The organism is Mesomycoplasma moatsii (genome assembly GCF_045276915.1).
In the GTDB taxonomy this organism is placed as follows: domain Bacteria; phylum Bacillota_I; class Bacilli_A; order Mycoplasmatales; family Metamycoplasmataceae; genus UBA710.
Genome location: NZ_CP174166.1, coordinates 553,655 through 578,460, shown reverse-complemented (window position 1 = coordinate 578,460; position 24,806 = coordinate 553,655). Strand labels below are relative to the sequence as shown.

Sequence of the window (24,806 nt, the reverse complement as noted above, 5' to 3'; positions counted from 1 at the left end):
ATGGATATATTTAATCATTTATTTGTAACATTCTTACCTTATTTTTGTGTTTTAACTTTATCTTCAATTGCTTTAATATTCTCTGAGAAAGCAGGTATTGTTAATTTAGGAATTAATGGAATTATTGTTGTTGGTGCAACGTTCTATATGATTTTTGCTAATGTAATATCAAAAAATGGTTCTATTGCGATTAGTGGATGAGTACAAATTCCATTGTTTTTATTATCGGCTTTAGGTGGTATTTTGTTTTCGTTATTGCATGGTTTTATTTGTATTAAATTAAAGGCAAACCAAATTATTTCTGGTATTGCATTAAACATTTTAGCTCCAGCAATCACCATCTCAATTTTGTTTATTTTTGGTGAAGGTAATAAAATGCCGTTTTTAGTTGAAGAACTAGCATTAGGGAATAGGGCTAATTATGAAGCTTCAAATGTTGTATCATTAAAAATTATTGTTACTTTGATTGTTATATTAATTTCAAGTTTTGTTTTAACTTTTACAAAATGAGGTTTGAGATTTAAATCAGTCGGAGAAAATCCACAAGCAGCAGATGTTGCTGGAGTTAATGTTAATAGAATGAAATGAATTGCAATTCTAATTTCAGGATGTTTGGCTGGGATTGCTGGAGGTATTTATATTTCTACATTATCTTCAGGTAATCAATTTGCAACAGCTAATGTTGAAGGATTAGGATTTTTAGCAATTGCTATTATGATTGTTGGTAGATGAAAAATTGCATGATCAGTTTTAATTGCTGCACTATTTTCATTGTTATTTTCACTTGGCATTGAATTTAAATTTATTTATCCAGAAGAAAAAGACTCAATTGTAAGTTTAATAAAAATGATTCCATATTTATTAACAATTCTAATTCTAATTTTATTTGCAAAACCAACTATGAAATGAATTTCTAAAACAGCCGGAAAATTATCAACTCAATCAATGGGTCCAAAAGCAGCTGGTGAACCATACGATAAATCAAAAAGATAATTTTGTAATGTATAAATATTGTTTTAGTTACTTGTAATAAATGCAGAAATAAATTATTAAGATCAAAGATACAGATTTTGTATACTAAAAATCTAAAAAATCGTTTTTTTTTTTTTTTTTATAAAATAGTTTTATTAAGATTTTTTGTATATATGAAAAAATTATCGGCACAATCAAAATTTTTGATAGGAACCACTTCTTTTCTTGTTCTTTCAGGAATTTTTTGTCTAACATCAGGAATTGTTGTTGCTTTTAATCGTAAAAAAGATGGTAATAATACCAATTCAACTAACAATAAAATATCTTTAAAAAAAGAGAAATTTAGTGCTAAAGAATTTGGTTGGTCACAAATAACTAATGAAGATGCTCAAAAATTAATTAATAACTTATGAATTTTTGAAAATAAAAATAAAATTTTTACAAATTCCACTTTGATAATTGATCAAAATACAATAAATAATGTTCAAGTAAATAAAATAAACAATGTTTCACTTCAAATAAATTTTCAAATTGAACAAGCGAAGTATCAATTTGTTATTAATGAATTTCAAACACCTATTTCATTAAAGCAAGATTTATTTTCTACATCTAACTTAAATTCTAGTTCTTATTTGATAGAAACTTTATTGAATAAATTAAATTCTGAATTTATATTTAATAATAAAACAAATATTTTTAATAATAGTGATTTATTAAATAATAGTGATCAAATCAAAAATTTTGTTAAAGAAATAGTTGATGATAGTCAAGCAATTAGCGTTTCCTTTACTATTGATTCTCAAAAGTTTACTTTTAAAATTATCGATTTTGTTAAAGTAAAAACAACAGAAGCTCAATTTACAGATTTTTCTTGAAATCTTTATTCAACAAATAAAGAGTTAATTGATCAAATTAATTCCTTATGATTATTTAATAATAAAAATTATTTTTTTGATAATGCAAATAATTTAGAAGAAAATCAATTTAGCAAATTAAATGTTTTATCATCAATAGAAGATAAAACAATCATTATTAATTTTGAACTTGAATATCAACAGAATTTGACATTTAAAATTATGAATGTTAAATTTATGGAAGATATAGAATTTTTATTTAACAACAGTGTTAAAAATTCATCATTTAGTAACTGAAAAGGAAATAATGATATTTTTAGAAAAACAGGAATTAATAAAGGACTATATGCTCTTATAGGTGCAATAAACTTTTGAGATGATCAATACAATGATTGAAATCAAAACATTACAAAAAATATTTTTACTGATAGATTAAAAACAATTCTAAATATATCAAGTAATAATGTAGAAGTAGACACCTCAGAAAATTTTGTTGTGAAGTTTTCTATTCCTTTTAATGTATCTTATGATAGTGTGTTTAGCAATGTATTTGGTAAAAGCACTGATGATATTAAAAAAGAAAGTCAATATTTTACAAACATTCAAAATATTCAACTTATATTTCAATTTGATCCTAAAGAGTGAGTTGATTTAGCTCCCTATTTACCCTTATTTAGATATAACTTAAAAACAGTTTCTATTAATTTTACTTTTGATAATCAAAAATCATACCAAGTTATTATTTATCAAAATGTTGATTTTCAAATTGTTTCGGCTTTGTATAATAGTGGTAAAGAAAATGAATGAAGCGGTAAATCTAATAACATTGTGAATATCCGCACATTGGAATTATATGATTTTCAAAATATTCCATCTGTAGAATTTTTAGTTAATCCGCAAACTCAAATAACAACTAATAATAAAAAAATAAAAGACAAGCTATTGCTATAAATTTAGATAAATGAAAACAAATTCAACTTTTTAAAATTAAAAAAAATTAAAAATAGAATTTGAAAACAAAAAATAAAACTATATTTTGTTTCGAAAATTATCATAAATAAAAAGAGTAAAATTAAAATGCAATGAAAGAAAATAAATATTTATATAAAAAAGATCCAAATGAAAATTATGAATGTGAATCTTGTTCAGATCATGTTTGTAATGATGAATGTGGTTGTCAGTTATCAGAAGCAGCTTTAAAATCATTGAAAAAATGACAAAAAAATAAAAAAGAGGAATAAATATGAAAAAAATTAACAATAGGGATTTTATTAGTATTAAAGGTGCTAATGAAAATAATTTAAAAAATATATCATTAGTTATTCCAAAAAATAAATTTGTTGTTTTTACTGGATTAAGTGGTTCTGGAAAATCTTCTCTTGCTTTTAATACAATTTATGAAGAAGGAAGAAGAAGATATGTTGATTCTTTATCTTCTTATGCGAGACAATTTTTAGGTGGAACCAAAAAACCAAAAGTTGAATCTATTGAAGGATTATCGCCTTCAATAAGTATTGAGCAAAAAACCACTCACACAAATCCAAGATCCACAGTAGGAACTATTACTGAAATTCACGACTATTTAAGATTATTATTTGCAAAAATAGGCAAACCATTTTGTCCAAAACATAAGATAGAAATTTCTTCACAGAAAATAAAAGATATTATTGATTCTATTTATAAAATTAAAGAAAATTCTAAATTATTGATTTTATCACCTATTGTAAAAGATCAAAAAGGAACAAATAAAAATTTGTTTGATAAGTTAAGACAAGATGGTTTTTTAAGAGTTAAAGCCGATGGAATAATTTATTCGTTAGATGATGAAATAGATCTTGAAAAAAACAAAAAACATAATATTTCTATTGTTGTTGATAGACTAGTTTTAAACGAAGAATCACGTTCAAGAATTTCTGAATCAGTGAGCGTTGCACTTGAATATTCAAAAGGTTTAGTAGATGTTGAAGTAATAGATGAAAATAAAATTTACAATTTCTCTCAACAATTTGCATGCGTTTACGGTGATTTTCAAATGCCTAAAATTGAAACCAAATTATTTTCATTTAATTCTCCGTATGGAATGTGTGAAAAATGTAAAGGATTAGGAGTAATTATTGAACCTGATATTGATTTAATTATTCCAAACAAGAAATTAAGTATTAGTGAGGGAGCTCTTGATAAAATGCCAGGGTTATCTTCACAAAATTCTGATTCATTAGCTTGACAAGAATTTATAGCGCTTATGAATTATTTTAAAATTCCTTTAAATCAAGCAATTGAAGATTTGAATTTTAAACAAATGGAAATAATTAAATATGGAACAGATGAGGAAATTGAATATACTCAAATTTCTAGAAATGGTCAAAAACATTTTCGTAAAACAACAATAGAAGGATTGATAACCAAATTATCTCGTTTGTTTTTAGAAACTAATTCTGAGGAAATGAGACAATGATATGCTCGTTTTATGTCAGAAACTCCTTGCAAAGAATGTAAAGGAAGTCGTTTAAATAAGTATGCTTTAGCGGTATTAGTTGATGGATTAAATATTAATGAATTTTCATCTTTATCAATTGAAGATGAATATAATAAAATTAAAAATTTAAAATTAAATGAAGAAGATCAAGAAATCTCAAAAATGATTATTCAAGAACTTAAATCGAGATTAGGTTTTTTAAAAAATGTTGGTCTTGAATATTTATCATTGATTAGAACAGCAGAAACATTGAGTGGTGGAGAAGCACAAAGAATTAGACTTGCAACACAAATTGGCTCAAAATTAACAGGAATTTTATATGTTTTAGATGAACCTTCTATTGGATTGCATCAATCAGATAATACTAAATTAATTAATGTTTTAAAACAAATGGTGGAAATAGGAAATACTTTAATTGTTGTAGAACATGATGAAGAAACAATTTTAGCTGCAGATTATATTGTAGATATTGGTCCTTTAGCTGGTGATAAAGGTGGAGAAGTTATTGCTGCTGGTACAGTTGAAGATATCAAAAAAAGTAAAGATTCAATAACAGGTCAATATTTGAGTAAAAAAAGAATGATTGAAAAGCCAAAATTTAGAAGAAAAGGAAATGGTTACAACATAGAAATTTTAGGCGCTAGAGAAAATAATTTAAAAAATTTAGATGTTAAATTTCCTTTAGGGAAACTAATTGCTGTCACAGGAGTTAGTGGTTCAGGCAAATCAACTTTAATTAACGAAATTTTAGTTAAATCATTAGAAAAAATAATCAACAAATCAAGTGTTAAACCAGGGAAAGTTACTAAAATTAATGGAATATTAAATATTGATAAAATAATAAAAATTTCCCAATCACCAATTGGGAAAACACCAAGATCAAACCCAGCAACTTATACATCTGTTTTTGATGATATTAGAGATTTATTTGCAAATGTTGAACTTGCTAGATCCAGAGGTTACGAGAAAGGAAGATTCTCATTTAATATTCCAGGTGGTAGATGTGATAAGTGTCAAGGTGATGGATATATTAGAATAGAAATGCAATTCTTGCCTGCTGTATATATACCTTGCGATCATTGTGAAGGTAAAAGATATAATTTTGAAACTTTAGAAGTTAAATATAAAGGAAAATCAATTGCTGATGTTTTAGATATGAGAGTTTCTGAAGCATTACATTTTTTTGAAAATAGACCAAAAATTAAAGAAAAAATACAAACATTAGAAGATGTAGGATTAGGGTACATTAAATTAGGTCAATCTTCAACCACATTAAGTGGTGGAGAAGCACAAAGAATTAAGTTAGCAACTTATTTACAAAAAAAATCAACAGGAAAAACACTTTTTGTTTTAGATGAACCTACAACAGGATTACATTCTTATGATATTCAAAATTTATTAAATATTTTAAATAGAATTGTTGATAATGGAGATACTGTTATCGTGATAGAACATAATTTAGATGTCATAAAATGTTGTGATCATGTTATTGATTTAGGTCCTAGAGGTGGAATAAAAGGAGGACAAATAATTGCTACTGGTACTCCAGAAGAAATAGCGAATAATAAAAAATCATTAACAGGTCAATATTTGAAAGAATTACTTTAATAATAACCGAGAAGTATAAATTTATAAATATTTATTCTATTTGTATTTTTGTTTAAAAATATTAAATTTTACAAATATTACTTTTTCAAAGTGTTAACGTAATTTCATAAGCACAATTAGGATAAACATCTAATGAAGATGTCGAAATTTTAAATTTAACTTCAATTTTTGTATCATTTTCTAATTTATTAAACAAAAGATCAAAATCCGAAATTTGAATGTTATCATAACTTTCATTGAAACATAAATAGGCATTTATAAATCATTTTTTAACATCATATTTTAATTCTTTGTTCAAATCATTTTTGTTTATATTTCATCAATTTTCATTAAATTCATCATTATTAAAAGTAAATTTATTTTTAAAAAAAGATTCAATCTTAGTTGTTAAGTCTGGTATAAAAATTTGTTTATTTAATTTATTGATTGTTAGTAATTTGATTTCTTCCTCACTTAGAGGAATAATTGGAACATCTAGATTATTTTTATTCTTTATTATAAGATCTTCTATTTTTACTTGAACTAGCTCATCTAATTTATTTACTTTAAATAAAACGCACGAATTTTTGTCATCATTAAATTTAGGAATATAAAAATCTATAAAAGATATTTTTGTTTTATCTAATGAATTTGTTAATTTTTTATATAACTCTTTAGATTTTTCGTCATTTTCCATTATTATGGATTCGTCAACTTTAAAATTAAATTTCACATCACTTAATTGAGAAATTTTAAATTCTTCTTCATTACCTAAATTTATTTGAACTTTAATTTGTTTTGATTTAAATCCTTGAACGACATTTGTTCCATTTTCATCATAAAAAGAATTTTGTGCTGAGCAAGATACAATTATTGATATTGGAGAAATAGTTAACATACTACTTGCTAGTATTGAAAATAATCTTTTTTTTGTCATAATTAAATTAACTCCACTATATCATTAATGTTAAAAATCATTTTAATTGCAATAGATTCATTTTTAATATTCTCATTAGTTTCAATTTTTTTATCACTTGTATATATTATTAATTGAATCATATCTCCATTTTTACTATCAAAAGAACATCACAAATTTTTTTGATAAAAATTTTTGTTTGAATCAAAAAAATTAAAACTAAATTTATTTATCAAGGTATCGTTATTATCACTTATTTCAATATTTCTTTCTTTCAAAAAAGGTATTAATGTGTTTTTAAGACCATTTCATAAATTATTTCCTGGTTTTTCATCATTGACATCAAAATAATTATTTATTCCTCAAATGATTGTTCTATCAATATTTTTATATTTAGTTAAATCAATTTTTTTAGTTATTGTTTTTCCTTTAATTAAATGTCCTGTTGCAATTTCAACAATAATTTCTATTTCATTTATTTCAATATTTTTATTTTCTTCTAAATTATTATTTTTATCCACTTTTGGTAATATAAAAGTTTTAATTTTAGGACTAATAAAAAAAGCCTCTTTATTTTCTTCAGATAAATTATTATTTCAATCTTTAATTTTTTGAGATTCTATTATTTTCACAAAACTGGCATCACTTGTAAATATATCTTTAATAGACATTTGTTTTTCGGGATTAATTTCTAATTCCAAGTTAACAATATTTTCATCTGAAAGCAATTGTTCTAAGCGAGCTTCTAAACTATTAGATTTTCCGCAAGAAATAACAGAAAATACCGGAATTATAGTTAGAGAAGAACCAAGAGCAAAAAATCATAACTTACTTTTTTTTATTTTAAAATTCATATCTTTAAATTTTATATAAAGAAACATTAATGTTTTTTTTTTTTTTAAAGATATTTATGTGCTTCAATTAATTTCTTTTTTATTTAATAATTTTAATATTTCATTTACTCTTTTAAAATGCCCATTATTAAAAAATCCTTTGTCTGCAGACAAAGGAGAAGGATGGGCAGAAGTTAAAACAAAATGTTTATCATTAATTTGTTTTTTAAATTTTTTAGCATTACTACCTCATAAAAGAAAAATGACTACTTCTAAATCATTATTAATAAAATTAATAATTTCGTTAATAAAAAAATCTCATTTATTATTATGTGACATTGGCTGCTGTTCAACAACCGTTAGTGAAGAATTTAATAATAATACACCTTGTTTAGCTCAACAACTTAAATCATTAGTATTAAATGTAGCATTTGGGTATTCATTTTTAATTTCTTTAAAAATGTTTTTTAGTGAAGCAGGAGTTATTTTATTTTGACTACTAAAAGCAAGACCATCTGCAACATTTATTTGATAATAAGGATCTTGACCAAAAATTACTACTTTTGTCTGCGATAAAGGGCATAGCTCTAGTGCTTTAAATATATTTTCTTTTTTAGGAAAAACATTTTGTTCTGAGTTAGAATAAATCTTTTCTAAAATACTTTGAGTTTTATCTGAATTAATTAATCCTTTAACTTTAATGTCAACTTGTTTCATATTAAAAATACTTAATAAATTTTATAAAATTATTTTTAGTAATTATGAATATGATAACTGAAAGTATATTAGTAAAAAAGAGAAGGCCTTTAATATCGATTATTATTAGTTCCAATAATAATTCTGAAATATTGTCTAAATGTATTGAATCTTTTAAGAATTTAAAAAAAGATACTCGAAATATAGAAATAATTATTATCAATAATTTTTCTGAAGATGAGCATAAAATGAAAGAAATTAAACATCTGATTAATCGTTATTATGATTCAAATTTAATTTTTTATCAATCTAATTATTATTTAACTAGTGCTCAATCTAAAAATTTAGGAATCGATTTTTCTAAAGGTTCTTGATTATATTTTGTTGAGGATCACGAAATTGCAACACCTAAATTTATTAGATTTTTAGCAAGTTTTAAATTTGATTTACAAAAAGGATTTTATCGTGTGCCACTATTAAACGAAAAATATGAGAAACAAAAAATAGGATTATTTAAAACAAAATATTTTTCTGACAAAGCTTCTTCAATTATTGTTAATGAAGAATTTATTGAAAGAATACATTTAAGGTGAGAATCAAATTTAAATACAAATGAAACCCTATTATTTTTGGATAGAATTTATTCTGCAAAAAATGTTAATTTTATCTATTTAAAAAAATGCTATTCAGTAATACACAATTTTTATAGAGATAGAAAAAATCCTGAATTTAAAGATTTTGATAATGTAAAACAAACTTACAATGCATTGGTAAAACAAAAAAAACGTAATTATAAACAGTTTGTTATTATTCTTTTTTATAATTTTTTATCAATCCAAACTAAAGTAAAAAAAGAAGAAATACAAGAAATATATTTACAAATAAAAAAGATGATGAAAACAGAAAAAATTTATTTTTGGAATTATCTACCTTTAGGTCCTAAGTTGTATTTTAAGACAACAAAATTAAGATGAAAAACTTTATTTTAATATTTTTCTTATAATTTTTTTGTTTTCATAATGAATAAAAATATCTTTAATAATATTATAAGTTTTAGTATTTTTTAAACTAATATGGATTTTTTGGCTTATTTTGTTGTATTTAATAAAAATTCTTGAATTATTTTTAAGAGAAATCTGTCATAATTCTTGTTCGATGTCTTCATTTTCAACAAGTTCTATTTTTTTTAATTCTTCAATTCTTTTTTTGTTTTTTGTTTCTTTGAATTTGTACTCAATTTTTTTATTGAAGTCATTAATATCATTTGAAATAAAATATTTAAATTCTTTTTCAAAATCACCATACATTCTAATTAATTTATTTGTTAGAGCGTTTATTGAATTATATTGATTGTTGTAATAATCTACAATACTGATAATTTTAATTAATAAATGATATATAGTAAACTCTTCATTAACTTTTTCACCAAAAACAAATTGATTATAGTCATTTCAAAATAACAAAAGATAATCTTTAGATATAAACTCGTTATCTCTGATTTTTTTAAAATATATCTTATATTTTTTAACAATTTTTTCTAAATTAGGATTTAAATTTTCGTTTGAAGATATAAAAACATTTGGTAAATTTTTATTAGTAAGTGCTAATGAATTATAAAAATCATGCAAAAAAATCATAGCTATTAAGTTTGGATTTAAATAGATAACTTTCGAATTATTGATGATAAATAAAAATGATTGTGTTCCTTCTTGATTAAAAGCAATTAAAAAATTAGCTTTTCTTTGTTTTGCAAATTTAATATCTTTTTTAAAATATCTTTTAATTTTTGTATCGCTTAAATATTTAGTATCTAGAATGCTTATATTATTATTTTTAATTTTATTATTAATGGTATAAGAAAAATCTTGACTACCAATTAATTTAGAAAGAATTTTAGTAATTCCTTTTGAACGATTAGAAATAGCTATTTTAGTTTTTTTAATTGAATTAGATTTAGGAAATAATTCAGATATTTTCTCAACAAATAGTTTTATTAATAAATCATTATTTAAAAATGAAATATTTTTTTCTTTTTCATAAATAACATTATCAACATTTTTATCAATTTGTTTAATAATTCCTTCTAAAATAATGTTTGTTATTTTGTTGCCATTTTGTCCATACAAGTTAATATTTATTAAATTTTTTTGGAATATAGATTTTGAAATATGAATAGCTCCAGCAGGTTTTATTTTTTTGATGATAGAAGAAATAAATTTTTTATCGTAACCTTGATATTTTGCAAATGTAATAAATTTTATATTTCGATTACCAAGATGTAATACATCATCAATAATTTTGGTGTTTTCTTCGCTTCCATCTGAACTTATTAAAAAATAATTATTATTTTTATAATCAATAATTTCACAAAATATTTCTATTATTTTTTTTATTGTTATTGCATTAACGCTTCCATATCCCACATCATATTTACCAAAAATAGCATGATCACATACTTTTAAATCATTAAAAAAATTAGTTTTTGAAATATCTAATTTTTCTATTTTTTTTAAAAGATTTTTAATGTGTTTATTTTTTTGAAATAAAATATTTCATTTTTCTAATTCTTTATTTTGAATCATTATTTCAATTATATATTTTTATTGAAATTACAATTTTTAAAATCTACAAAAATGACAATTCTATAGGTTAGATGAATTGATTCAAATTTTTATAGATTCTTAATAAATTCAATTAATGTTCTAAACATTGGGGCTTGACCTTTGGAATTAATATCAGCAGACCCCGCAATATCTAAATGTATATAATCTCTGTTTATAGCAAATTGTTTTAATCAAGTTGCTGCAATATTTGAATCAGGTTTATCTATGTTAGAACAAGATAAAGTATCAGCAAATGTGTTTTTATTTAACGTTTCTAAATAAATATCATTTATTGGCATTCTTCAAATTAATTCGTTTTCTTTTTTGGCTGCTTTTTCTAATAAATTTCAATGATTATCTTTTGTAGTTCAAGCGCCTGTATACTTACCCAAAGCATAAATTATTGTTCCAGTTAACGTTGATAAATCAATAATTAGTGATGAGTCTAATTTTTTAGCAGCATAAGTAATTGCATCAGCTAAAATTAATCTTCCTTCAGCATCGGTATTTGCAACTTCAACACTTTTCCCGCTCATTGAGGTTAAAATACTTTCAGGTAATTGTGCTAAAGAATCAATCATATTATCTGTTAAAGGCACTATACAAGAGACGTTCTTTTTTATTTTTAATTTTGCTATAGTGTCCACAAGCAAAATAGATATTGCAGCGCCTGACATATCATATTTCATATCTAACATATATTTACCTGGTGTTTTTAGATTATAACCACCAGAATCAAACATTATTCCTTTACCAACAAATGTTGTTTTTTCTTTTGAAATAGAACCTTTATATTCGATAATTGCAACTTTAACATCTTCTTCTGAACCTTGATTAACTCCAATGATTAAGTTCATATTTAATTTTTGAAGTTCTTTTTTATCTAGAATTGTTAATTTCAAAAAATTGTTCTTTTTACAAAGATTTTGAATATATTTAATAAACTTATTAACAGTTAAAATGTTAGGGGCGCTGTCTTGCAATGTTTTAATTTCACACATTTGTGAAGCAATTAAAATGTCTTCATTAAATTTAGCATCAAATTTGTTAATTAATAAGTAAGTTGGTAGATTATCTTTTATTTTTTTTGTTTTAAGATTAAATTGTTTGCCATAAACTTCGTACCAAATATAAATGAAATTTTTAGTAACATCATCTATTGTTATTTTTTTATTTTTAAATGTGCTAGCATCAATTTGATAAATTCTTTCATTATTATTAACTATTAATCTTAAAATTGATATTAATTTGTTTAAATCGAAATTTGCTTTAGATCCTAAATAGATTGTTGAAATTTCTTTTTCAGGATTGTCCAAAATATAATTTTCTTTTTTTAAAAAAACTTGTTTATCTTCTTTAAATTGAGCCTTTAATAAAAAAGCTTTATTTATTTTTGAATTAACAATAAATTTATGGATCATATATTACTCTTTTGAATCTAAAGCAAATTGAATTAATGTTTTTACCATAGTTCCTCTTGGATTTTCGCCATCACCACCTGTACCTGCAATATCTAAGTGGATATATTTTTTATTTTCAGTAAATTCTTTTAAAAACATTGCTGCAGAAATAGAACCACCTTTTCCAGATAAATCAGTATTTTTATAATCAGCAAAGTTAGAAGCTTTGATATTTTTCAAAAAGTCTTCATGGAAAGGCATTCTTCAAATTAATTCATCTTGTTTATTGGCTGCTTTTAATAATCTTTCATAAGCAAGATCGCAAGTTGATCACGCTCCTGTAAATGTTGTTCCTAGAGAAATGATAATTGCGCCAGTTAGTGTAGCCACATCAATAATTTGTGTTGGATTAAATTTTTTGATTGAATAAGTAATTGCATCAGCTAAGATTAATCTACCTTCAGCATCAGTATTATTTACTTCAACTGTTTTACCGCTCATTGAAGTTCAAATTGAATCAGGTGTTTGAGCTTTAGACGAAATTTTATTGTCTGTTAAAGGTAAAATAGCACAAACATTAACTTTACCATTTAATTCAACAATACCCTTCATTGCAGCAGCACATATTGCAGCTCCTGACATATCATATTTCATGCCTTGAATATGTTGAGATGGTTTTAAGTTATAACCACCTGAATCAAAAGTAATTCCTTTACCAATTAAAGCAATTTTTTCTTTAGATTTTGGATTTCCATTGTATTCAACTACAACCAATCTTGCTTCATATGCACTACCTTTGTTTACAGATAAAAACAATCCCATTTTTTCTTTTTCAATTTCCTTTTTATTTAATACTTTAACTTTTAAGTTAGGGTTTTTTATATCCTTAAACATAGTTTGTATCTCTTTAGCTAATCATTCAGAATTGCAAATATTTGGTGGAGTAGCTTGCAATCTTCTTGCTTCATTAACAAGATGAGCAATTTTTAATGTTATATTTGCCTTTGAAATTACTTCCTTATCATTAACAATTAGTTCTAAATAAATTTTTTCTGGTTTTTTAGATGTTTTTGCTGAATATAAATTTTCACCATTTATATATTCATCAATATCAATGAATTTATTAACAACATTTTCTAGATTGATGTTATTACCAACAAATGTTTTTGCATCAATTTGAAAATTTCTTGTGTTCAATTTAACAATTTTGTTTATTGCATCTTTTAAAATATTCAAGTTGTAAGATTTTTTAGATCCTAGACAAATAAATGCTTCATTCTTTTCAACATATTCAGTAATCGAATTTAATGATATTAAAATATTTTTATTTTTTGGTTTATTTTCTTCAAAAAAACCTTTCAGAATAAATTTAGTTTTAGATTCTTTAGATATCAATTTCATAGTTATAAATTCCTCGTTTCATAATTTTAATATATGTTAAATTTTAATGCTTTTTATTTTTTATATTTGATAGAATAATAAATGCAATACATTAAGACAGTAACTGCCAAAAGCTTAATTTGTTACCAAATGTATGAACTTATCTTTTTGTATTGTAATTTTAGTGAAAAAATTATTTGAAAATAGAAGGGGGGGGGAAGGTGAGTCTTTCTAAAAATCAAAAAATTGAACAAGTTAGAGAAATTAAAGACAAAATATCTAAATCTCAAGCTGTTGTTGTTGCTACTTATCAAGGATTAACTGTTAAAGAGATTCAACAATTAAGAAAAGAAGCAAAAGCAAAAAATGTTGAAATTAAAGTTTACAAGAATCGTTTAGTAAAAAAAGCTATTGAATCAACTGAAACCGAATTAGCAAAAACACTAATTGGTCCTAATTTGTTTGCTTTTTCATACTCAGATTATATTTCTGCTGCTAAAGTTTTACATGAATTTGGTAAAAAACATAAACAAATAGAATTAATATCTGGAATTGTTGAAAATAAATTTGCAAATAAGCAAGAAATTATGGAAATTGCAACTTTACCTTCATATGAAGAAGCTCTTACAATACTAGCAACTTCATTGCAAGCACCTATTAGACAAATTGGTGTAGGTTTAAAGATGTTAATTGATGAAAATAAAATAAATAATTAAGAAAACAATAAGGAGATATAAAGATGGCAAAATTAACAAAAGAAGTATTTATTGAATCATTAAAAGAAATGAATATTAAAGAAGTAATGGATTTAGTAGAAGCATTAAAAGAAGAATTTGGAATTGATCCTTCAGCTGTTGCTGTTGCTGCAGCTCCTGCTGCTGGAGAAGCTGCTGTTGAAAAAACAGAATTTAAAGTTATTTTAAAAGCTGATGGTGGGAATAAAGTAGCAGTTATTAAAGTGGTTAAAGATGCTACAGGACTAGGTCTAATGGATGCTAAAAAATTAGTTGAATCAGCACCTGCAACAATTAAAGAAAACATTAAAAAGGAAGAAGCTGAAGAACTTAAAAAATTACTTGAAGGTGCAGGAGCTCAAGTTTCAGTTGAGTAACTAGATAAATAATTTAATTTTTATGAAAAAACATCTAAACTTTGAGATGTTTTTTTAATTTTTAAAAGTTAATATTTTAAAATTTAAGATATGAAATTAATAACAAGTAAAAAAGAAAAAAATACTTTTAATTGTCATATAAAAAATTCATTAAGAAATGTGGTTATTGTTCTGTCTTATACAATAGGATTTACTTTATATGCATTGTTTTTTTTAATTTGAAAAGTTGATTTTCATGATCTTAGTTTGTGGTGAATTAGTGTTCCTATTATAGGATTTATTTTAGGAATAACACATATGTTGTTTATCTATAAAGGGTCATTAATATGTAGAGCAATTACAATGTTTGCAATTATGTTTTTTGTATTTGTAATCCCCTTTGCAATTACATTTATTTAAATTATGAAAAAAATAGATTTATCAAAAGAAAAAATCAAATATGTAGCAATTGGCGATTCAATATCTGAAGGATATAATAGTCGATATAATTTTGGTTTTGCTGGAAAAATGGAAGAAAATAAAGAAATTATTGGAACTTCTTGACCTTCTTTTTTAGCTAGAAATATTCAATTAATAGATAAAAATTTGTTAGATTCGTACGAAAATTTTTCTTTATCAGGTTCGAGACCAGAAGATTGAATTTATTTTCTTGGAATTAATAATAAAAAATACAATTATGAAAATTCAAGAAAAAAAATTGAATTTTCTTCTTGGTTAATTAATTCAAATACTAATCCTGAAAGAAAAAGAATTAAAACACAATTTAAAAATTTTGGTGCTACATCTAAAAAAGATTTTAATTATTTAATTAATAAAATTCAAGAAGCTAATTTAATAACAATTAATATTGGTGCAAATTTTTTAATTCCTAAAATTCCAATTGATGAAATAACTAAATTAATCATTAATAAAAATAATAAAAATCAAGTTTTAACTAAACTTATCAAAATAATTAATAGTGTTGAAATTGATGTTTCAGTTTTATTAAAAAGATTAAAAGAATTAAATAAAAATGCAAACATTTATTTAATTGGATATAACAAAATGAGTGGGCCATTTTGAAATTTGATTAATGAATTTTTCAAAAAAATTAATTTAAGTGAAGATATTTTAGATTTTTGTATTGGTCAGTTAAACGAAGTTTTAAAAAAATGTTCCAATCAAGAAGACATATATTTTATTTCAACAAATAATAAAGATTTTTATAGCAAAAATTCATATGCAATGTACAACATTTTTTATGATATTCATCCAACTATTTTAGGATACAAAAAAATTGCTCAAGATATTTTGGTTAAAATTTCACTATCAGATTCATTCTTTGCTAATGAAACAAGAATTTTAGAAGAATTAAAAACATTTAATAAAACTTACATTTTAGAAGATATAAATAGTTTTAAAAATGGTTTAGATTTTTCAAAAACAAAGTTTGATGATAAAAGGTTAATTGAAAAAATTTATGGCAAGAATAATGAACTATTATTTAAAAATTCAAAAATAAAAGATATTGATAGTTTTTTAAGTTCAAATTTATATTTTGAGCAATATTTAGATTCTAATAATGATCCTAGACAAGAATTAAAATTTTCTGTAAAAAAATCTTTATTAATTTTGTTAAATTCAACAGTAAAAAATCTGGACTCTATTGCTGAGGAAGTAAATAATTTAATTGATCATAATATTTTTTTAGAATTTACATTAAGAATTAATTATTGATCAATTATTGCAAATAACATTCAAAAAGAAATTGATAATTATTATTTGAATAATAAGGATGAATTATCAAATGAAGCATTTTTAAAAATTATATTTAATCAAGTGTTTAATTTAGATTTTTTAGCTTGAACATTGAGTCAATTTGCAAAATTTTTATTAGAAAATGAAACAATTCAATTTCAAAACAGTAAAAAACAATTTATAAAAATGATTATTAATTTATTTAAAAAAGAACCAATTAGAAATATGATTTGAGAAACTAATAGTTGAATATTTAGAACATTAATGAAAGACAGAATTGGGCTTTTAGTTGATAGCAAAGATTTTGAAAATATAGCTGAACATGTGATTAATAAAATTGATTTCTATGAATTATTAAATATTTTGATAGATTTCTTTTTCTCTTCATTGGAAGCAATACAAAAAGTTAAAAGTTTTGATGAATTATTGAAATTAATTTTAAAACAAAAAGCAATTAAAGATTTTATATATTTAAACTTTAAACAAATAATAGGTTCTATTAAAATCAGTAATTGTACTGTTGAAAAAATAATGAATAAATTAAATATTCCAATAAATAGCAACAATATAAAAATTATGTCTAAGTTTTTTAATAATCTAATTATTTTTGCTAATAACAATCAAATAAATATTGATGTTATTTCAAAAATATTTATAAAATTGCTTTCAATTAAAGAAATGAAAATTTCTTTACAAAATATTTTAGAAATTCTTTTTGATCTAAATAAAACAGAATTTTGAAATAAAATTGAAAAAATTGATTTATCTCAAATTAACCCAAAAAATTTTAATAATTTAGTTGTTGCTCTTGATCTTATATTAAGTAATATAAAATACGATGGACTTGTTTTTAAAAGTATTTTAAATTTATCTAATCCGTCAAATTTAGTTGATTTTCCAAATAATAAAATAAAAATTTTTAGTTTATTAAAGTATCTAGATAAAATGCAAAAGTTAAGAAAACCAATGAATCAATTTTGTAAATTGTTGTTAGATAATTATTATGTGTCATCCTTAAAAATTAAAGAAAATGTTTATTACAAAACTTTTTTTAGAATTTTATTAACTACTATTTTAGTAATGAGACAAATGTTTCAAAAAAATATTAATAAAAATATTTTTATGAAAGGCAAATTATCTATTGTGAGAATTTCTTTTTTAATTGCAGGTTATAAAAATGGAAAAAATAAAGACATAGATAATTTGATATTAGATATGTTTAAGGAAAATGGAAATTATAATTTGATAATGAAAAATGAAAATAAATATGAAAAAAATCAAATATTAAGAATAATTTATAACTTTGATAAAACAAATAGTAAAGATTTATATCCTGATATTAATAAAAAGAAATTAATATTTGATGCATTAAAAAATGGGTTTTTAGATTAAAAATATTTGAAAGGAAAGTTTATGTTTTTAGTTTCTAACGCTCCTCTATGATTGCAAATTATGGGTGAATTTACTGGATCTTTACTCTTGATTTTATTAGGCAATGGTGTTTGTTTTTCGGTAACACATCGTAAAATGTTTGCAAATCAAGGCAATAAATGAATTACTGTTATTTTTGGTTGAGCAGTTGCAGTTTTTGTCGGAGCGTTTGTAGCCAACGCCATAGGATCTCCTGGACATATTAATCCAGCAGTATCACTTTATTTTGCTATAAATTTTAAAACATGAGATCCAATAGCGTATATTCCAACACAATTTTTAGGAGCTATAGTTGCTCAAGCATTACTTTATGGACTAAATTGGAATTTTATTAAAAGTGAAATTCAAAATGAGCCTAAAAAAGATTTAACAAGAAATTCTTCGTGTACAAATCCTGTTTTCGAAGATAAAAAATCAATGATTAGCAACTTTTTTTATGAATTAATTGGAACCTCAATTTTGATTGCTATTATCATGATTATTAATAATGTATATGTAGGAAATACAACATCTAATATTTTTATAGTAACAACAACAATTTTAGGAATAGGAGCTTCATTAGGGTCGGTTACAGGTTTTGCTATTAATCCTGCCCGTGATTTGGGTCCTAGAATTGTTTATCAAATATTAAGAACAACAACAAATAACAAATTAATATCAGCAAATTGATCTTATTCGTGAATTCCAGTTATTGCACCTTTATTAGCAGGAATTTTATTTGGTTTAGTTTCCTTGTCATTTTAAGGATATTTTCTAAATAATATTATTTGTTATAATTTAGACATTATGTCAGCTAAAGTTATTAACGTTACTATTGAAATACCAAAAGGATCAAATATTAAATACGAATTTGATAGAGAATCTAAAAAAATGAAAGTAGATAGAATTTTAAGGGATGGGTTTATTTATCCAGCTAATTATGGGTTTATTGAAAATGCATTAGATTGAGATGGAGATGAATTGGACGTTTTGGTTTATTCAAAAGAGCCATTTATTCCAGGTGTTGAAGTAGAAGCTAGAATTGTTGGAGCGATGAGAATGATTGATGATGGAGAGACAGACACAAAGTTAATTGCTGTTCATCATAATGATTATCGTTTAGATTTAATCAATAAATTAGAAGATTTACCAAACGAATGATTGAATGAGATTGAAACTTTTTTTTCTACATATAAAAATTGAAAGAGAGAAGGGATTACAAAAGTTCCTGGATTTGAGAATGTTGATTGAGCATGAAAAGAATATGAAGAATGTTTTAAATTAATGAAAGATTATGGTCATTTACCAAAAATAGAATTTATTGAAAAAATGAAGAAAAAACATCCTGAAAAATATGAAATTTAATTTACAAAAAAAATATTTTAAAAAATTGTGAATTAGTTCAACATTAGTTTGTGTTTCTCCAATAATGTTAACAACTATTTCGTGTTCATCAAACGATGATATATCAAAATTAAATCAACAAGATATTGATCAACAATATTTGTTTTTTTATCAATCGATTGTTAAAGAAGAAATACAAAATAATTTATATTTTGAAAATTTTAATTTTGCTGAAAATAATCAAATTTATTTATCTTTAGATGAAATCAACAATTATATTTCATTACCTCAATTATCAGATGCATATGATTATCGTTTTAAAATTGAAAAATACAATGAAAATAATCAAAATTCAATTAATATTGAAATGCAAATGCAAATGAAAAATTCAAAAGATAAAACATTTTCATTAAATCCAACTAACAGTATATACAAAACAAAAATAATAAAAAATGTTAAAAATTTAAGTGAAGAGAATAAACTAAAAATTCAGAACGTATATCAGAATTGAAAAAATAATTCAGATGGTAAAATTGTAATTAAAAATACTGATACTAATGAAATTTTATCTATCGATAAATACTCAAATGTCCTACCATCTTATTTAAGGTTAGATAATATTCAAATCGAATCAGCTAAAGTAAATATAGATGCTTCTGATATTTTTAAATCAGTTCAAAAAATTGACTTTAATGATTTAGAAGGGAAAATAACTATTACTTTATCCATTATAAATAAGGTAACTAATTTGCCTTTTTATTTAGGGGAAGAAAGTAATTCAAAAGTAATAGTTGAAAATTTTGCTCGTAAAATTGAGAGAGATAAAGAAGTTAAACAAATTTATGAATCTTTATCAGGAACATTTGATTTAAATACATTAACAAATGATAAAAAAATTCCTTTTCTATCTTCAGGAATAAATTCAATAGAAAAAATAAAACAATTTTACAATGCAATTATTCAAATTAAAGAATCTGAGAAACTATCTAACGCCTTAAAAATTATTAATGACCAAAATGCTTCTTGATATAAATTAGAAATTTCTACTACTGCAAATGATATTAATGGTAATTTAACAATTAATTGAACAATTATTGATAAATTTTCTTCTTATGTAATAAAACCACAAAATCCACTTAAATCTACAACATTTAATAAAATGTTACAACTTGTAAATCAGAATCCCACATCACCAGAAGATAAAGATTATTATCAAATAGATAATGTTTTTAAAGTATACAGTTTGTTAAGAACCTTAGAATTAAACGATAAATCTAATGAACATTATAAAATTAAACCCTCATCATTTATCCAAAATTCTACCAGTCAGGTTAATAACAATTGATTATTACAAAATACAAATATTAAAGAATTATTTCCTGGTATAGTTGAAAAAGGTGGATATTTATCTTTTTCATATGGTCTAGCTAATGGGAAAAAAAATAATTTTCAATTTAAGGTTGATTCTAATTCGCTTCTAAATTCAAATGATATAAATGGCGTATTATCAATTAATTTTATTTTGCAAATAGAAATAGAAGTTAATAGTGTAAATCATTTTATTGATGTTTTACCTCCAGAAAAAATTGATGGCAGTGGAGATTATACAAGTGCTATAAGAGAAAGTTTTATACAAATTGGAAAATTTTTGACAGAAGATATTGAAAATTCTTGAATTATTTATGATTACCTAGAAAAAAACAATAATATTATTATTGAAATAAAAGGGCAACCATATAGCTATTTTGAAGATTTAATTAATGAATGTGCTTATGATGATTCTAAGGTTCCTCAATTATTAAAAGAAGAAATAAAAGAGTTTATTATTAAAAATACAGCCGAAAAAGATAGAGAAAATATTAAGAAATTATTGAAAAAATATGATTTAAATTTTAATTTTGTTAAGAGTCCAATTATTGTTGATGTTAATACAAAAAAAGAGTTTAGTACAAAACTTGTAGCAACTAATTTAGTAAGCACCAGCGAAAATGGATATACTTATGTCATACCTTATATTAATATTCAAACTGGAACGATTCAAACAGAATTTCCGAAAGTACAAATAACTGTCAAATATTTAGGTTAATAAAAAATCCCGTTTTGATAGGGGATTTGTTTTATTAACTTTTAAATCAATCTAAATGAGAAATACCTTGTTGTAGAATGATATAAGCAATTGATATAATTGAAATAAATATTAGAGCAATATTAATTCTTTTTAAATAATAAAATTCTCTTGTTTTGATTTTGGTTCCACTTACAATTGTTGTTGGAATTTCCATAGAATTAACAATTTTTTTATTCTTTTTAAATAAGTATTGAAATATTCCTAAAGAAGCATTTAAAATAACAAATGTTATAGTACCAAAAGCGATTCCATAAGCAATTGAGTTTGCTAACATCATAAACATAATTGTCATAAATAATGTTGGAATATCAATAATAATTTCTCATTCAAAATGTTTAATTTGACTAATCATCATTGTTCCAACTAAAAATAAGATTGGACCGGTAATAGGTTTATAGCTAGCTATGATAGTTTTGCCATCTACAATATTAATAACATCAACAGGCATGAAAATTTGAATTACTGGCCATAAAGCAATACTTAAACCAAATAATAACCCAGAAAAAATTGCTGCAACTCCAGTTCTAGCTCCTGCTGATATACCAACCGTTGATTCAACAAAAGCTGTAACTGTTGTTGAACCAATTGAAGCCCCTCCAATTGTTCCAATGGCATCTACTAAATTAGCTCTTGACATCCATTTAGGATCTTTTTCAGTTAAATTTAATGTTTTATCAATTGAGATTAATGTTCCTGTTGTATCAAAAAAATCCATATATAAGAATGAAAGTGCCCCAATATATGTTATTGGATTTTTTCACATTTCAGGACTTATGAATCCTTTTCAAGCAGCTGATGCTACTTCTGGAAAAGATGAAAATCCTTTATATCCTTCGTGCATTGGATTTATTGATTGAGGATCCACACCTTTAATAAAGCCAGTTGCAATCATTGGAAGAAGAATAATTCCACCTAATAACATTGTGATTATTATTGCACCTGGAATTTTAGAATAATGCAATATTAAAGCCACAAACAATAAAATAAGAGCAGTAATCACCAAAGGATTTGTGAAATTTCCTAAACCAGAAACAAGAGCAACATCTTTTACAATAATTTGAGAATCTTGTAACCCTAAAAAAGCGATAAAAAAACCAATACTTGCACCAATTGCTAGTTTTAAGTTTGTTGGCATTATTTGTGAAATTTTTTCTCTTGCTGGTGTCATTACAACAATAAAATACAAAACACCGGAAAGAATAGTAACAGATAGTGCCGAGTTAAAACCGATTTGCGAAGCTATATTATAAGTAAAAAAAGCATTAAGCCCCATACCTGGAGCTAATGATACAGGGATTCTAGCATATAATCCCATAAACATTGTTGCACAAAAAGCTGATATGGCTGTTGATAAAAATAAACCACCTTCAATATTTTCACCTGCACCATTAGCACTGCTTACCATTGCTGGATTAACAGCTAAAATGTAAGCCATAGCAATAAAAGTAGATAATCCACCAATTATTTCTTTTCTAAAAATTGCTTCATAAGTATCAAATTTAAAGTATTTCCTAAATCTATTGACAAAAGTTGATTCTTTTGTCTTCATATGAAACCTTATCTGTACAAAATTTTACAAGTTATTTAATTTAAAACAACGTTTTAAACAACTAAACTAACAACGTTAGATTATTGTACGTTCATATTATAGTTCTTTTTTATTTTGAAAAACACAAATTTGAAGTTATGTTTATATTCATTAATGATAGAAAAAATTAATTTGTTCTTTTTAAAAAAATCGTTCATTTTTTTTAATAATATTTAGATCTAGCCAATAATAATATCTTCTTCAATATATGAATAGTTATTTTTAAAGTTATTTTTTCTTCAAACTAAAATTGTTGAAGATATTCCTAATTGACCAATAAACATAGTTAAAATTAAAGTTAATTTTGACCCTGTATTTAGAGAAGAAGTTAATCCTGTTGATAAACCTGTAGTACCAAAAGCTGAACAAACATCATAAAAAATATCGGCAAATGTCAACTCTTTACTTGAAGCAGAGCCTCACATTGTATCTAAAGAAGTAAAGCAAATTAATGATGATAATAAAATTATAAAGATTGAAATTGCAAGAACTATAAAAGAAGAAAATACATTATCTTGACTAATTTTTCTTCTAAACATTCTTACCTCATTAATTCCTCTAATTCTATTTCAAATTGCGACAATAATTATTGCAAGAGTTGTTGTTCTAATTCCTCCAGCTGTTGAAGAAGGTGCAGAACCAATAAACATCATAATTGCAAAAATAATTAGTGTTGAGTCTAAAAATGTAGTTATATTAGTGTCTAAAGTGGTAAAACCTGCATTTCTTGTTGAAAATACATGGAAAACCATACACATAATACGATCACCTTTTGAACCTAACTCAGGATTGTTATTATTTCAAAGATTCATTGGATTTGAATTTGTGAGTTCAAAAATAAAAGTTAAAATTAAACCTGTTAAAAATACTAATAAATAAGAAACACAACTTATTTTTGTAAATAATGAAAAATGAAAATCAGTTCTTTTTCTTATTTTATGAGAAATATATTGTAAGACATCGTAAATTACAGGGAAACCTACCCCCCCAATAACTAATAAAATTATAAAAACTATTTGAATAGAATAAACACTATAATATGGACTTAATGAGGCATCAGATAGAATATCAAATCCTGCATTATTAATCGCACTAATTGAATGGAAAACAGCTGCTTTAAATGACAATAAAACATTTCCATGAGGATCATATTGTGAGAAATCTCTTACTTTAATTACTCCTTCTTTATCACTTACTTCTTGTAATATAAAATTACCTTTTTCAAAATAAAAAATTAATCAAAGAATAAACGTTGCAACTAAGATAGTTATAAACAAAAAGGTAACGGATATTTTAATTGTTTTTTTAAGATCGCTAGTTTTTGATGAAGATCGTTCTTTCTCCAGAATATTTCTAGATGTTATCGAAATTGATTTTCTAAAAATAACATTAATTATTCAAACTTTAAGAGCAAATATTCCGATTCCTCCAATTAGAATTAAAATCGCAATAACTGCTTGTCCAAAATCAGTCCAAGTTTCAACAGTAACTCTGGTAGTTAATCCAGTATCACTAAAAGCTGAAGCGACTGTAAATAAAATGTCAATAAAAGAAATGTTTACTCCTGGTTTTTGTGAGATTGGAAGTAATAAAAAACAAGTTCCTAAAAGTACAACAACTAAATAAGTTATCAAAATTATTTGTAAATTAGAAATATTTAAAAAAAATTTCTTGAAATTTTTAAATATATTATTAACTTTTCTTCTTGCTGGCATATTTCAAAATTATAAATTATATGTTTTATCTATCTTTAACGTTATAATTTTTAACA

The 24,806-nt window shown here is 23.6% G+C and carries 19 protein-coding genes; 11 read left to right on the top strand and 8 right to left on the bottom strand.

The genetic code is table 4. The features are described 5' to 3' along the window. From ACJA28_RS02785 to uvrA, 4 genes are all read left to right on the top strand, one after another. On the top strand, positions 1–993 hold the full coding sequence (locus ACJA28_RS02785; RefSeq protein WP_022935694.1) for an ABC transporter permease: 993 nt from the start codon (positions 1–3) through the stop codon (positions 991–993). A 152-nt stretch (positions 994–1,145) separates the two neighbouring features. Beyond that, positions 1,146–2,777, top strand: a complete 1,632-nt coding sequence (locus ACJA28_RS02780; protein WP_033379109.1) for a hypothetical protein — start codon at positions 1,146–1,148, stop codon at positions 2,775–2,777. Between the two features lie 131 nt (positions 2,778–2,908). Beyond that, the gene (locus ACJA28_RS02775; RefSeq protein ID WP_022935671.1) at positions 2,909–3,067 is read left to right on the top strand and encodes a hypothetical protein; all 159 of its coding nucleotides are present in this window, start codon (positions 2,909–2,911) and stop codon (positions 3,065–3,067) included. Positions 3,068–3,069: 2 nt separating this feature from the next. After that, entirely contained in the window at positions 3,070–5,910 is a 2,841-nt protein-coding gene (uvrA, locus tag ACJA28_RS02770; protein WP_022935670.1) for an excinuclease ABC subunit UvrA, read from the top strand. Positions 5,911–5,971: 61 nt separating this feature from the next. On the opposite strand, the gene ACJA28_RS02765 is transcribed toward uvrA, so the two are convergent. From ACJA28_RS02765 to ACJA28_RS02755, 3 genes are read right to left on the bottom strand one after another with little or no spacing between them, the layout of a single operon-like run. Further along, entirely contained in the window at positions 5,972–6,826 is an 855-nt protein-coding gene (locus ACJA28_RS02765) for a Vmc-like lipoprotein signal peptide domain-containing protein (RefSeq protein ID WP_022935669.1), read from the bottom strand. A gap of 2 nt (positions 6,827–6,828) precedes the next feature. After that, on the bottom strand, positions 6,829–7,659 hold the full coding sequence (locus ACJA28_RS02760) for a hypothetical protein (protein WP_406602191.1): 831 nt from the start codon (positions 7,657–7,659) through the stop codon (positions 6,829–6,831). A gap of 54 nt (positions 7,660–7,713) precedes the next feature. Then, the gene (locus ACJA28_RS02755; RefSeq protein WP_022935687.1) at positions 7,714–8,355 is read right to left on the bottom strand and encodes a uracil-DNA glycosylase; all 642 of its coding nucleotides are present in this window, start codon (positions 8,353–8,355) and stop codon (positions 7,714–7,716) included. Positions 8,356–8,399: 44 nt separating this feature from the next. Between ACJA28_RS02755 and ACJA28_RS02750 the strand changes: the two genes are divergently transcribed. Next, entirely contained in the window at positions 8,400–9,323 is a 924-nt protein-coding gene (locus tag ACJA28_RS02750; protein WP_406602190.1) for a glycosyltransferase, read from the top strand. On the opposite strand, the gene ACJA28_RS02745 is transcribed toward ACJA28_RS02750, so the two are convergent. The 3 genes from ACJA28_RS02745 to ACJA28_RS02735 all read right to left on the bottom strand — a co-directional run bounded on the left by ACJA28_RS02745 (position 9,315) and on the right by ACJA28_RS02735 (position 13,738). Next, positions 9,315–10,916 (bottom strand): hypothetical protein, encoded by a 1,602-nt coding sequence (locus ACJA28_RS02745; RefSeq protein ID WP_022935685.1) that lies wholly within the window; start codon positions 10,914–10,916, stop codon positions 9,315–9,317. The two genes, ACJA28_RS02750 and ACJA28_RS02745, sit on opposite strands and share 9 nt — an antisense overlap. 89 nt (positions 10,917–11,005) lie before the next feature. Further along, on the bottom strand, positions 11,006–12,358 hold the full coding sequence (locus ACJA28_RS02740) for a hypothetical protein (RefSeq protein ID WP_022935684.1): 1,353 nt from the start codon (positions 12,356–12,358) through the stop codon (positions 11,006–11,008). Positions 12,359–12,361: 3 nt separating this feature from the next. Continuing rightward, entirely contained in the window at positions 12,362–13,738 is a 1,377-nt protein-coding gene (locus tag ACJA28_RS02735) for a leucyl aminopeptidase family protein (protein WP_022935683.1), read from the bottom strand. 200 nt (positions 13,739–13,938) lie between these two features. Between ACJA28_RS02735 and rplJ the strand changes: the two genes are divergently transcribed. The 6 genes from rplJ (at position 13,939) to ACJA28_RS02705 (ending at position 21,405) form a co-directional block, all read left to right on the top strand. Next, entirely contained in the window at positions 13,939–14,433 is a 495-nt protein-coding gene (gene rplJ / locus ACJA28_RS02730; RefSeq protein ID WP_027121744.1) for a 50S ribosomal protein L10, read from the top strand. A gap of 23 nt (positions 14,434–14,456) precedes the next feature. Next, a complete protein-coding gene (gene rplL / locus ACJA28_RS02725; protein WP_022935575.1) occupies positions 14,457–14,828 on the top strand; it encodes a 50S ribosomal protein L7/L12 in 372 nt (123 codons plus the stop codon). 402 nt (positions 14,829–15,230) lie between these two features. Beyond that, complete coding sequence (locus tag ACJA28_RS02720; RefSeq protein ID WP_022935577.1) at positions 15,231–17,957, top strand: SGNH/GDSL hydrolase family protein; 2,727 nt, start codon at positions 15,231–15,233, stop codon at positions 17,955–17,957. A gap of 21 nt (positions 17,958–17,978) precedes the next feature. Beyond that, positions 17,979–18,740, top strand: coding sequence for an MIP/aquaporin family protein (locus ACJA28_RS02715; RefSeq protein ID WP_022935578.1), 762 nt, complete (start codon positions 17,979–17,981; stop codon positions 18,738–18,740). Positions 18,741–18,782: 42 nt separating this feature from the next. Further along, positions 18,783–19,340: an inorganic diphosphatase gene (locus ACJA28_RS02710; protein WP_022935579.1), complete on the top strand. Its 558-nt coding sequence runs from the start codon at positions 18,783–18,785 to the stop codon at positions 19,338–19,340. Next, on the top strand, positions 19,330–21,405 hold the full coding sequence (locus ACJA28_RS02705) for a hypothetical protein (RefSeq protein WP_022935580.1): 2,076 nt from the start codon (positions 19,330–19,332) through the stop codon (positions 21,403–21,405). The genes ACJA28_RS02710 and ACJA28_RS02705 overlap by 11 nt, the downstream gene beginning before the upstream one ends. A 34-nt stretch (positions 21,406–21,439) precedes the next feature. Here ACJA28_RS02705 and ACJA28_RS02700 read toward each other — a convergent pair whose 3' ends face one another. Beyond that, positions 21,440–22,996, bottom strand: coding sequence for an NCS2 family permease (locus ACJA28_RS02700; RefSeq protein ID WP_022935581.1), 1,557 nt, complete (start codon positions 22,994–22,996; stop codon positions 21,440–21,442). A gap of 218 nt (positions 22,997–23,214) precedes the next feature. Further along, positions 23,215–24,750: a potassium transporter TrkG gene (locus ACJA28_RS02695; RefSeq protein ID WP_022935582.1), complete on the bottom strand. Its 1,536-nt coding sequence runs from the start codon at positions 24,748–24,750 to the stop codon at positions 23,215–23,217. Positions 24,751–24,806: the final 56 nt, after the last annotated feature.